This window comes from Dyadobacter chenhuakuii (assembly GCF_023821985.2).
Classification (GTDB): Bacteria; Bacteroidota; Bacteroidia; order Cytophagales; family Spirosomataceae; genus Dyadobacter; species Dyadobacter chenhuakuii.
The window spans coordinates 3,112,826-3,125,627 of sequence record NZ_CP098805.1; the positions used below are offsets into that span (position 1 = coordinate 3,112,826).

Sequence of the window (12,802 nt, forward strand, 5' to 3'; positions counted from 1 at the left end):
TCCCGACCCTACTCACTTTTCAATGTTTGCACCGGATCAAGCAATGCTGCGCGAATAGCCTGGTAACTAACGGTTAATAACGTGATTACCAATGCTCCTGCGCCTGTTCCGGCAAATATCCACCCCGAAATTTCAGTGCGATAAGCATATTTCATCAACCATTCCTGCATCGCATACCGGGCAACCGGCGTAGCAATTAGAACCGAAATAATCACAAGCCGTACAAAATCCTGTGACAACATTTGCCAGAGGTTACTGACGGAAGCACCCAAAACTTTGCGGATCCCGATTTCTTTTGTCCGCTGTTCGGCCACGAAAGATGCCAGCCCAAAAAGCCCTAGGCAGGAGATAAATATTGCAAGCGATGCAAAGAAACCCGCCAGCTTGCCCATACGCTCTTCTGACCGGAATTTGGCATCGTATTCCTGGTCTGCAAATTTGTATTCAAATGGTACCGTCGGCGTCAGCTTCCTGAAAACCGCTTCGATTTTCGGTAAGGCAGTGCTGGCGCTGGCTTGATCGTTCAGCCTGATATTGACCCAATTTGGAGATCCAAAAAGGAAAAAGACGCTAGGCGCCACTTTCTGGAACGGCGATTCCATTACCATGTCCTCCACAACTCCTAAAATCCTGAAATTCTTTTTGACATTACCGGTCATCCATTGGCTCTGCCAGCTTACAGTCTGCCCGACAGGCTGTTTAAAACCAAGTAACCTGGCAGCTGTCTCGTTGATAATGAAACCGGCAGAATCCGAAGCCATATTGGAAAAATTACGGCCTGCAACAAATTTCCAGTTCACAACATCTGCGTACTCGTGTGATACGGTCAACGTACTGAATCCAGGCGGGTTTTCCATTGCCATACCCTCCCAGCTGAAACCTCCGTTTGCTGACCAGACATCGGTAACCGGGCTTTGCGACAGCGCCACTTCCTTCACAACACCCGTCTGTTTCAACTCGGCGCTGATAAGTGTGGATTTTGCATAAAAATCATCTGACTTCATCTCAATCATCAGCAATCCGTCACGTGCGTACCCTACCGGACGGTTCCTGGCAAACCTTATCTGGCTATAAATGATGATGGTGCAGATCACAAGCGCTATTGAAACAGTGAACTGAATAACTACAAGCACTTTACGGGGCATGGAGGCAAATCGGCCGACGTGGATAATGCTTCCCTTTAACACTTTCATAGGCTGGAAAGAAGTGAGGTAGAATGCGGGATAACTTCCTGCCAAAATGCCTGTTATGAGGATAAATGCAACGCTCATCAACCAAAAATCGGAGCTGCTAAATGGCAGAGCCATTGCCTTGGCAGACAGATCGTTAAACCAGGACAACGACAAATGCAACAAGAGCAGCGCTATCCCAAATGCAAGCATTACAACCAAAAACGACTCCGTAAAAAACTGGCCGATCAATTGCAAACGCAGTGAACCGATCGCCTTGCGAACGCCTACTTCTTTTGCTCGCTTTTCCGAGCGGGCCGTGCTCAGATTCATAAAATTTATACATGCTAGAAAAAGAACGAAAAAGCCGATTACGCCCACCAGCCATACAAATTGTACCGGCCCCGAGCTTACTTCGCCATTCTTAAAAGTGGAATACAAATGCCAGTCGCTCATAGGGAGTATCCACATCTGCGGGTTGGTGGCCACCTCGTTCTTCATGTTATCCATGTGCCGGATGACATTTAATTCCGAATACCTGATCGCCGCCGAAGCCTTTGCAAAATCTGTCCCTGGCTTGATTTGCACATACATCGTCAAAGCATGGTTATCCCATTGCTTTTCACTCATATAGCTGTTTCTAGCAATAAAATAATCCCAGCTTCCCAAAAACTGAACATCGTGAAACTGTGAATTAGCAGGAAAATCTGCATAAATGCCCGAGACTTTTAAAAGCAGGTCAGCATCAACCATAACCACCTTGTTCACCGGATCTTTTGCTCCAAAAAGCGCTTTCGCCGCCGACGCCGATAATATGACCGACTGCTGGTCCTGCAAGCCAGCCCGGGAGCCGCTGAGCATATCTAGGGACAACATTTCGGGACCTGCCGCAGCAATGAACTGGCCTTTTCTGCTCAGCTTCTTTTCACCCACGGTGAGAATATGCTCACTGGTATGCGTGGATGGCACAATGAACCTAAAACTCTCACTATAATTGCTCTTTAATTCTGCTACCAATGGGTAGGGCACCGATTTGGACTTTTGCAATTCACCTGCAAAAGTCTGATCTACGACAACCATACCAATGCGATCATAATTCTTGTGGTTTTTATTAAATGATAATTCATCATAGATCCACAGCCCGGCGAGCATGGCAACCGCCATCCCGATAGCCAATCCGCCTATGTTGATTGCTGAGTAACCGTTATTTTTCAGCAGATTCCTCAGTGCGATTTTCAGATAGTTTCGTAGCATGAAAGGCCTGTTTAGTGATAATCATTTCATTTATTATCTCAATGTTTGCACCGGATTCGCAAGCGCGGCTTTGATGGACTGATAGCCGACAGTAAGGCAAGCGATGGCGACGGCTAATAGTGCGGAAACAGCAAAGATCCACCATTCAATGTCGATCCTGAATGCGAAATCCTGCAACCATTTTTTCATAAAGTAATAGGACACCGGGCTCGCTATAATGATCGCTATGCCCACCAGGCGCAAAAAATCCATGGATAACAAGGTGGTTATGCTGGCAATGGATGCGCCCAATACTTTACGAATCCCGATTTCTTTGGTGCGTTGTTCAATGGAGAACAGCGCCAACCCGAAAAGTCCGAGACAAGATAGGAATACGGATAGAAGCGCAAACATGGAGGTAAGATTGGAGGCTAACTCCTCTCTTTTGTAAAATCCTGCTATCTCTTCGTCGTAAAAACTATATTGGAACACATATTCCGGAAAGTGTTTCTGCCAGACTTTCATAATGTCCGGAATCGTCGAAGCACTTAAATTTTGCAGCTTGATCCCGGCGCTACGGTAATGTTTTTTGGATGCGTAAATGACGGTTGGTTCAATGTTGGAATATAGATCTGCATTGTTAAAATCGGACAAAACACCAACGATCACGCCCGTTTTATTATCCATATCACCCACCACCAGACGCTTGTTCAACGCTTCATGAAGGGATTTCAGCCCCAATGCTTTTACTAACTTATTATTAATCAGCAGCTCATGAAGCGTATCCGACTGAATTGGATTGCGACCTGCAATAAGCTTCAATCCGTAAGTTGCCACATAATGGTTATCCGCGCTTCTGGACCGGGCCACAAACTTTTCCCAATCGCGGTTTTCAAATTTAATGCTGCCGCCATTGCCTGTCTGCGATGAAGGCGGATTTCTAAAAAATGAGATGCTGGCGACTTCCTTGATTCTGGGAATTTCGTTGCTTAGGGCTGCAATTTTAGTAGTTCCTGTGTCGGGCAGTCCTACATGCAGTATCAGCTCTTTGTTTAAGCCCAAATCTTTATTTTTCAAATATCTGGATTGCAGAATGATCACCATTGATACAGCGATCAAAACAAAGGAAATGCTGAATTGCACTACTACAAGCGACTTTCTCACGGAAAACGTACCCCGGTCGTTAGCAACCGCCAGGCCCTTGATCGCCCGGACCGGATTAAAATTTGAGATAACAAATGCGGGATAAATGCCCGCTGCGCACACGACAAAAATCAAAAGCGCTAGGCTGAATGCGAGCAGCTGAAAATCGGCAAACACATTGATATCTAAATTGATTTCCAGCCAGTTACTGATCATTGGCATCAGCAACTTGGAAAGCAGAATGGCCAGAATGAATGATATGCCCGTAAACAACGCGGCTTCATGAATAAAAAGCCAGAACACTTGCCATTGCGAAACGCCAAGCACTTTCCGGATCCCTACTTCCTTGCTTCTTTTTAAAGATTGGGCGGTTGTAATGTTAATGAAGTTGAAACAAGCAATGAGTATCAGCAGCAAACCAACTGTTGCAAGCATTATAATGGTGTAGTATTTGATTTTACCACCATAATGCATGTTGAAATGGACGTCCGAAAGTGGCTGCAAATGATAATGGAACACATTGCTGTCCGCACCGTGAATCTTTTTCGCGAATGCGATCAGCTGTTGTTCCAAAGCTTCCCTATCCTCTTCGGAACGCAAACTCACATACGTTTCCCGGTTGCTATCGATCCAGCCCCAGTCTTCATAACCATATTCGGGAATCAGCTTCTTTAATGTAGGAAGTGAAACGAAGATGTCTTTTTTAAAATCAGTGTGCTCCGGAAAATCCTTGATAACGCCGGCAACTGTGACATTTTCAGCATTATTGATCCGGATCAGGCGGCCCATCGGATTAGATTTCCCAAAGTATTTTTTTGCGTAACGCTCTGTGAGCACAGCCTGTCCCGGCAGGTTCAAAACTGTTGCATTACCGGCAATAAACTGATAATCAAATATTTTAAAGAATTCAGAATCCGTGAAAGCCGCGGATGATTTTTCAAAAAACTTCCTGGAATTGTTGGCCTCCTCAATGCTGAGCGTTAATTCACGCTGAGCCAGGTAGGCGGTATGCGAAACATTTGCAAACTCCTTCCTGAGCGCTGTATGCAAAGGAAAAGCCGAGCCCTTCTCATGCTCCACGGAACCATCCTCCAAATGCAGATCAACCACCATACGGAAGATCTTATCCGCCTGCCGATGATGCTTATCAACACCTAAATGATAGGAAACCAGCTGAAAAATAATGATCGCCCCAGCCATACCAATCCCCAGACCGGTCATATTGATAGCCGAGTAAACCTTATTCTTCACCAAATTCCGCCAGGCAATCCTAAAATAATTCCTAAGCATAAAAAATTAAATTCACTCATTCACTCATTGAATAATCATTCACTCCGAAGACTTTTCACCGGATTCATCAGCGCCGCCCTGATACTCTGAAAACTCACAGTGGCGAATGCGATGGCCGCTGATAAAAAGGCGGCAACTGCAAAGATCCACCAGTAAATGTCGGTCTTATAAGCAAAGTTTTCCAACCAGCGGTACATTCCATAATATGCTATTGGCGAAGCGATCACAAATGCAATGAGCACCAATTTCAAAAAGTCTTTGGATAATAACCCTACAATGCTGCCGGTTGAGGCTCCCATTACTTTCCGCACGCCGATTTCCTTTGTGCGCTGCATGGTGCTGTAAGAGGCCAAGCCAAGCAATCCGAGGCATGAAATAAAGATGGCGAGGATGGCAAAATTGAAGAAAAGCTTTTCAAAACGCTCTTCACTTCTGTACTGCCGGTCGAAGAACTCGTCCATAAAATAGTAACTAAACGGACGGTTTGGCATGACCGTCTTCCATTTTTGCTCCACAGCCGCAACGGTTTCCTTAATGTTGCCTCCATCGATTTTGATGGAAACCAGCTCGCTGCCGCGTGGCTCGATGCGCATGGTTAATGGCTTAATTGTTTCCTGCAAAGACCGGAAGTGAAAATCTTTAACAACCCCCACAATCTTGCCCTCACGGCCCCATTGCTTAAACCTGCGACCAATGGCTTCTTCCGGCGAGCTGTAACCAAACAATTTCACGGCGGCTTCGTTCATCACCATTGCCTGCGTAGTATCGGTTCCAAAATCCCTTGAAAACGGACGTCCGGCAGCCATTTTCAGGCCAAATTGCGGGATATAATCAAAGTCAACGAAATACAGGTCCAGGTTTGCGATCTGCAAATCCCCGCTTTTATTCTCGATTTCTGAGTATGCGCCTGGGTTGCCGCTGCCCGGCACGCTGGAAGATGTCGCTGTGGACTTTACGCCTGTAAGATCTGCCAGCGATTGCTTGAATGCATCTTTTTTGGGATCGCCCTGGGAGTTTACGATCATCATCTGGTCTTTACTAAACCCAAGATCGCGGTTCCGCATGAAATCCATCTGGATGTAAACCACAATGGTGGCAATGATCAATGCGATCGATATTGCAAATTGAATGGTTACCAATGATTTTCTTAACAAAATTCCCTTCACACTTGTCGTAAAACGACCTTTCAGTACAACTACGGGCTCGAATGAAGACAAAACCAAAGCCGGATATATCCCTGCTACTATCCCGATAATCACCGCAGCAACGAACATTCCAGCCACAAAAGGCAGGTTATTAAGAATTCCGGTGCTGATAATTTTACCGGAAAGGTTATTGAAGAGCGGGATCAATGCAGTGGAGAGTACAACAGCGAAGACAAAGGCGATCAAGCACAAAAGAATGGATTCGCTGATAAACTGCCTCGCTACAAGCATCTTAGGCGCACCTACAACTTTGCGAATCCCCACTTCCTTCGCCCGCTCCACCGAACGCGCCGTAGTAAGATTCACAAAATTAATGCAGGCAATCAGCAAAATAAAGATGGCCACAACCGAGAACACGTAAACATTATTCATGCTGCCCGACTCTTCGGCGTCCCTGGTCGATTCCAGGTAAACATCGCGCAGCGGCTCCAAGAAAAGCTTATAATACATTTGCGACTCTTTCATTGTTTTCCCAGCGCGCCGTTCAAGGAATGCAGGAAATTTGCTTTCAAGCGCCGTTTTTGTGGCACCGGGCGTGAGTAACAAATAGGTTGTTGCGCCAAAATTGCCCCATTGATCGTCAAGTCCTTTATTGAAGCGCTGCGTCATGGTTGTCATCGACAGGATCATATCGCCTTTAATCTGCGAATTTTCGGGAATATCCTTCATCACGCCCGTTACCTTCGCTGGTAAGCCCTCGCCCGAAAGCAACAATGTCTGGCCAATAGGATCTGCGTCTCCGAAATATTTTTTGGCCGCTTTTTCTGTAAAAACGATGCTTAATTGTTCCTTCAAAGCAGTTTTAGGATCTCCTTTGATTAGTTTAAAATCAAAAACCTGGAACAGGGTTGAATCGGCAAAAAGCGTTTTTTCCTCCTGGAATTTAATATCCCCTTTTCTTACTAAAAAGCTGCCGCTGCTCACGCGCGTAAAAGCTTCCACTTCGGGAAAATCACTTTTAATGTTCGGCGCAAACGCCCAAGATGTTATACCCGCATTAATAGTTTCAGAAGGCGTTTTAATATCGGTCACCAGCCTGTAAATGCGATCAGACTTGGTATTGAACGCGTCATAACTCAGCTCGAAATTCACGTAAAGAAATATCAGGAAACAGGCCGACATCCCGACCGTAAGTCCCATGATATTGATAAAAGAGAACACTTTGTGCTTCCACAAATTCCGAAAGGCAATTTTAAGGTAGTTTCTGAGCATGGTTATGAGTCGAAAAAATTATAGAGGAAGCGCCCGCTGAGCGCTCTGAGCACAAACAAAACATATGTGCCAAATCTTACAGCGAATACAACTCACTGACTATTAAACGATTATCCTTCAAAACAAAAAAATTAGCTGTCCGAAATCGGACAGCTAATTTTTAACCTGAACACAGGAAAAATCTTAATTATAGTTGAATGCTATTTCATTTCCATAGACCACCGAGTTGTCGTCTAAAATAGCATAAGCACGGTAATAAACATTACCGCCACAAACTTCTCCGGATAACTTATGCTTAGGCCCGGGAAGAAATGGCATCGGAAAAACTTCTTTCATATCACTCTCAACAACAGGATTACCTACGCGGGGATTACCAACTCCTTTTGTAGTGTAAACGATTCCATACTCTTTCACTGTCTTCGTGCCCACATCCTTAATGTCCAGATTAAAAGTGTAACTACACTTCCAACCGTTACCCGAAGTCCATTTCAGTGTTTCCAACTGAGGCGGATTTCCAGGGAGCTCGTGATCCACACAAGCTTGCGTGAAAAGCATTAATGCAAAAATCAGGGAATAATAGAGCGTACGGCGCATATAAATAGTTGTTTGAGGTAGTTAAATATGACCATAATACAACAAATATTACTAAATATTGGCCAAAACTTCAATACTAAATCCCACAGAATTATTAATCGGTCTGCAATATACGTTTAGTCACTCTTTAACGACTTAACAGGGTTCATCAATGCAGCCTTAATGCTCTGAAAACTAACCGTTGTGAATGCGATCAAAATGGCCGTTACAGCGCTGATGGCAAACATCCACCAGCTTATAGTGATCTTATATTCGAAGTCTTGCAGCCATTTATTCATAAAATACCAGGCAACGGGTGACGCGAGCACAATGGCGATAAATACCAGCAACAGGAAGTCTCTGGAAAGCAATGCGACAATGCTGGATACAGATGCACCGAGCACTTTTCGTACGCCGATTTCCTTCATGCGCTGCTGCGCCATAAATGTGGCTAGCCCAAATAATCCAAGGCAGGCGATGAAGATGGAAAGCCCCGCGAAAATCTGATAGAGTAAGCTCAATTGCCGGTCCTGATTGTAAAACTCCTCAATGCTCTGATCAAAAAATTTCCCTTGTAAAGTTACCTCCGGAAACACGCGCGCATATATCTTTTCGATCTCACCAACTGCCTTTGACACGTTTTTGGTCTGGATCTTGATTCCTGCAAGCCAGTAAAATTTTGGCACAGGCATGATCATGATCGGCTTGGCGGCATCCCTCGCTGAATTAGCCTTGAAATCCTTTACGACACCAACGATAGGCTGCCATTCTCCGCCACCCATCCGGATATTTTTTCCAATGGCCTCTTGCGGATCCTTAATCCCGACCTTATGCAGAAATGTTTCATTTACAACGCAGGAACCGATGGAATCGCCTGCCTGATAGGGCCCGCCAGCCGCGAATTCCATCCCGTAAGCCTGGAAATAATGATGGTCGGCGAATTTGTTGAAAACCTGAAAATCCTCGTCTTTTCCCTTATTGTCAAAAGCAAAATTGCCGGACCAGTTATCATCGGAAGAAGGAACATCGGATGAGAAGCTGACGGAAGAGATGTCAGGAATTTGCAGGAGTTCATTTCTTAATGTTTCAAAACGGGTTTGATATGCTTCGTCCAGATTCACGGAATAGACTCCTTCTTTGACAAATCCAAGATCGAGGTTGCCGATGTATTTCATCTGCGCAATGGTCACAATGGTGCCTACGACCAGAATTTGAGAAATGCCAAATTGAATGATAATAAGTGCTTTTTGTAAGGAAACACCACCCAGCGACCGGTTTGCGATCTTACTTTTAATCGCTTCTATCGGCCGGAAACCCGACATCACCACCGCCGGATAGAATCCCGCAACAAAGCTTACGATGATAGTGAGAGCGCCAATAAAAAGCCAAAGCTGCGGATTTTTTACAACGGGAAGGTCCGCAGGAACACGTGAGATTTTACCAAGTAAAGGCATGCTAAGCATGGCAATAAACACTCCAAGTACTACCGCAAAACCAACTATGAGGACAGTTTCGCTTAAAAACTGCCGTATCAGTTCTGAGCGACCGCTTCCAAGCACCTTCCGCACACCAACCTCTTTTGAACGACGCACAGATTGGACAGTGGCCAGATTGATAAAATTAATACAAGCCATTGAAATAATAAGAATTCCAATCACTACAAGCGTCCAGAGTACGTCCTTGCCCATGATATGGTCGGAATAATTGACAAAACGGTCGTCATAATGCTGGTCTGCGAGCGGGCTGAGGAAGTGCTTTATCTTGAAATTATCCTTCTTGCTATTGTAATGTTTGGAAACAAATTTTACCAAAAGCTTGTCAATGCTGGCCGGTGCGACATTCTCAGGCAGAAGCACAAAAAGCTGATCATTGCTGCTTGTGCCGCCCCAACTTTCAAAACCCCCGAAGCCAAATAACTGAGGCTGCTGTCTTTTGGATTCATAAGAGACCACCATGTCAACGGGGAAATCCGTGTTAATCGGCGGATTGGCCAGGATCCCGCCTACTTTCATCACTGTTTTGTTATTAATCTTAACGAATTGTCCTATGGCCTCTTGCCAGTTGCCAAAGTATTTTTCGGCACGCCGCTTAGAAAGCACGATCACGTTCGGGTCTTTCAAAACCGATTTCGAGCCTGCTAAGAATGGAAAGTCAAAGACATCAAAGAACTCTGGAACAGTAAGTAAACCGTCATCATCCTCGTAATATTTTTTTTCGGAAGTTTGATTATTAGCATCCTTGCCTAGCACCGTGACCTGCGGTTCGAGCGTGCCATAGACGGGCACGAGCTTTTCAAATTGCGGCACATCCACTTTTAATGCCGCGTAAAAAGGCAACGGACTTCCGGGCGTATAATCGGTTTGTCCGGTGACGTAATCCGTTTGCTTTACGATCCGGTAAATGCGGTCGTATTTGCTGTGAAATTTGTCAAATCCCGACTCATAGGAATATACTACGTAAAGCAACAAACAGGCGGCCACACCCACAGACAAGCCCAGGACATTCAGAATGGTGTAGTTGCGATAACGCAGAATGGTCCGCAATGCAACTTTGAGATGATTTTTAAGCATAAGTTACGGTTTTTGGCCAAGGCCTGCTCACTCATTTTTTAAAGATTCGACCGGGTTCATCAATGCGGCCCGGATACTTTGGAAACTAATGGTAATCAATGCAATGACAATGGCAAGGCTGCCTGCTGCTGCGAATATCCAGACAGGCATCTGAATTTTATAAGTAAAATCCTGCAACCATTTATCCATGAAGTAATAGGCAACCGGCACGGCCAGGACAATTGCAATCACAACCAGTTTTACAAAATCTTTGGACAACAATGCGACTATTGCCGAAACGGACGCACCGAGCACCTTACGAATGCCGATTTCCTTGGTACGGGTTTCAGCCGTAAAGGTTACCAGACCAAACAGGCCCATACAGGCAATAAAAATCGCCAATCCTGTAAAGACAGAGAACATTGTCGACATCCGGATCTCCGTTTTGAAAGTCTCATTGAAAGCTTCATCCAAGAAATAATATTCGAATGGCTTTTCGTGGTCGTATTTTTTAAAAATCTTCCCTATCAATGCTACTTTATCCTGAATGTTCGCAGCCGGATCCAGGCGGGCATAGAGCACACCGTTCGAGCCCGGAAAATTGAGAATGTTCGTGGTGTCGCTCACGACGATCAATTCCATGGCTTTAATACTGTTCTGCAAGGAAGTGAAATGAAAATCCTGCACAATGCCAGCGATTTCATCCGTTTCGCCAAGCATCTGACCGATCGGATTCCCCTTGATACCGAGCTCCTTGATCGCCGTTTCGTTCAGTAATACGTGTTTGCGGTTTTTCATCACCCCGGCCGCCGGTTCCGTTTTCCATTTCAGGCCAAGCGTTTTTACAAATTGATTATCAGTGACCATGTTCGCCAGCCCGACATCTATTTTTGTGGTGAAGTTTTTGACAAACCACATATTATAGCCCTTGAAAAGCCCGGCATTGGTTACGGTAACATTCTGGACACCAACTTGTTGTTTTATTTCATCCCGCAGCGGAAAGTAACTTTTTGCAACCATTGCCGAAAGCGGAATGCTCAGGATCTGATCTTTATATAAACCCAGCTTTTTGTTTTGCATAAATGTCAGCTGGTTTTTTACAACCAAACTGCAAATGATCAGCGCTATGGAAACCGTGAATTGAAAGACCATAAAAAACTTGCGTAATGTAGCGCCATTATGGTTTCCTCCAAATCTTCCTTTCAAGACATCCAAAGGTGCAAACCCGGATAAAATCAACGCAGGATAACTTCCGGCCATCAATGCTGAAAACAATAGCAGAACCACCAAAAAGCCTAAAAATGACGGGGAAATAAGAAACGAGGCATCTATTTGCAGGTTAAGCAGGTCGTAAAAAGGCTGTTGCAACAGATACACAAAGATGAAAGCCAGCAAAAACGCAAGCACGCAAACCAGAACCGATTCGGCATAAAATTGACGAACGAGGCCACTCCTACCCGCGCCTATCACCTTGCGAACGCCTACTTCTTTTGCGCGCAAAGTGGCTCGGGCGGTGGTAAGGCTCATGTAGTTGAAAAGCGCCAGTGACAGGATCAGCAAAGCGACGCCCGCAAAAATGGATATCAGCTTCGAGTTGCCGGATTCATTGAAATTATTTCCCAGATGCGTTGTGGCGAAGCTTTCCAGCACGTAAGTGGCCTCATTGTCAAATGCACCTGTGCGCATGCCTTCCCGTTTGATATTCTTCTCCACCGCCGCCACCGACTGCTCAGAATCCAGGAGCAGATAAGTGTTGAATGCACCCGCATTGTCCCAGGCATTTTTATTATGATCATTCAGCGCAGGAAATGTCAGCGACGAGAGTATGAAATCAAAATTAAAAGTGGAGTTGGAAGGCGGATTTTCGGCAACGGCGGTGATACGCAACGGATGTTTCCCTTCGTAAATCAGTGCTTTGCCGATCGGGTCTGTTGCTCCGAAATACTTTTCAGCAGCACGCTCCGAGATGACCACGTCGAAGGGATTTTCCAGCACCGCTTTTGGATTTCCTTCTTCCAGCTTGAATGTAAACACCCGCAGAAATGAGGGATCAGCGAACATTACATTCTGCTCAAAAAAGACTTGTGACGGATTTTCTGGATTTTTAATAACCACCTTATCCACAATGGTTTTAACGCGTGCATAATCCTTTACTTGTGGATTATACTCCTTTAAAAACGGACCGAGTTTTGTCGAAAATGAATTGAACTGCAGGTCCGTGTCGCCCATTTTCACCCGCGCCAGGATCCGGTAAATTCGGTCGTGATTTGTATGAAATTTATCAAAACTAAATTCATGCATTACAAACATAAGGATCAGCACGGAAACGGCCATTCCGCCCGCCAGTCCAAAAATGTTGATAAAAGAGTAAGTCTTGTTTCTGGCAAGATTCCTCAGGGCATTTTTGAGATAGTTTTGAAGCATTGGC

6 protein-coding genes are annotated in these 12,802 nt (G+C 45.1%); all 6 read right to left on the reverse strand.

Going from position 1 to position 12,802, the window contains the following annotated elements; translation table 11 throughout:
* Positions 1 to 8: 8 nt before the first annotated feature.
* The 6 genes from NFI80_RS12900 to NFI80_RS12925 all read right to left on the reverse strand — a co-directional run bounded on the left by NFI80_RS12900 (position 9) and on the right by NFI80_RS12925 (position 12,798).
* Positions 9 to 2,423, reverse strand: coding sequence for an ABC transporter permease (locus NFI80_RS12900; RefSeq protein WP_235162821.1), 2,415 nt, complete (start codon positions 2,421 to 2,423; stop codon positions 9 to 11).
* Between the two features lie 33 nt (positions 2,424 to 2,456).
* A complete protein-coding gene (locus NFI80_RS12905) occupies positions 2,457 to 4,835 on the reverse strand; it encodes an FtsX-like permease family protein (RefSeq protein ID WP_235162820.1) in 2,379 nt (792 codons plus the stop codon).
* A 35-nt stretch (positions 4,836 to 4,870) separates the two neighbouring features.
* Positions 4,871 to 7,252 carry an ABC transporter permease gene (locus NFI80_RS12910; RefSeq protein WP_235162819.1) on the reverse strand — a complete coding sequence of 794 codons (2,382 nt, stop codon included), beginning with the start codon at positions 7,250 to 7,252 and terminating at the stop codon, positions 4,871 to 4,873.
* Between the two features lie 183 nt (positions 7,253 to 7,435).
* Positions 7,436 to 7,846 carry a hypothetical protein gene (locus NFI80_RS12915; RefSeq protein WP_235162818.1) on the reverse strand — a complete coding sequence of 137 codons (411 nt, stop codon included), beginning with the start codon at positions 7,844 to 7,846 and terminating at the stop codon, positions 7,436 to 7,438.
* Positions 7,847 to 7,962: 116 nt separating this feature from the next.
* Entirely contained in the window at positions 7,963 to 10,395 is a 2,433-nt protein-coding gene (locus NFI80_RS12920) for an ABC transporter permease (protein WP_235162817.1), read from the reverse strand.
* Positions 10,396 to 10,422: 27 nt separating this feature from the next.
* A complete protein-coding gene (locus NFI80_RS12925) occupies positions 10,423 to 12,798 on the reverse strand; it encodes an ABC transporter permease (RefSeq protein ID WP_235162816.1) in 2,376 nt (791 codons plus the stop codon).
* Positions 12,799 to 12,802: the final 4 nt, after the last annotated feature.

Bases quoted from the DNA above. Each gene is read 5' to 3' on its own strand.
- NFI80_RS12900 (WP_235162821.1), bottom strand. From the start codon at position 2,423: ATGCTACGAAACTATCTGAAAATCGCACTGAGGAATCTGCTGAAAAAT.
- NFI80_RS12905 (WP_235162820.1), bottom strand. From the start codon at position 4,835: ATGCTTAGGAATTATTTTAGGATTGCCTGGCGGAATTTGGTGAAGAAT.
- NFI80_RS12910 (WP_235162819.1), bottom strand. From the start codon at position 7,252: ATGCTCAGAAACTACCTTAAAATTGCCTTTCGGAATTTGTGGAAGCAC.
- NFI80_RS12915 (WP_235162818.1), bottom strand. From the start codon at position 7,846: ATGCGCCGTACGCTCTATTATTCCCTGATTTTTGCATTAATGCTTTTC.
- NFI80_RS12920 (WP_235162817.1), bottom strand. From the start codon at position 10,395: ATGCTTAAAAATCATCTCAAAGTTGCATTGCGGACCATTCTGCGTTAT.
- NFI80_RS12925 (WP_235162816.1), bottom strand. From the start codon at position 12,798: ATGCTTCAAAACTATCTCAAAAATGCCCTGAGGAATCTTGCCAGAAAC.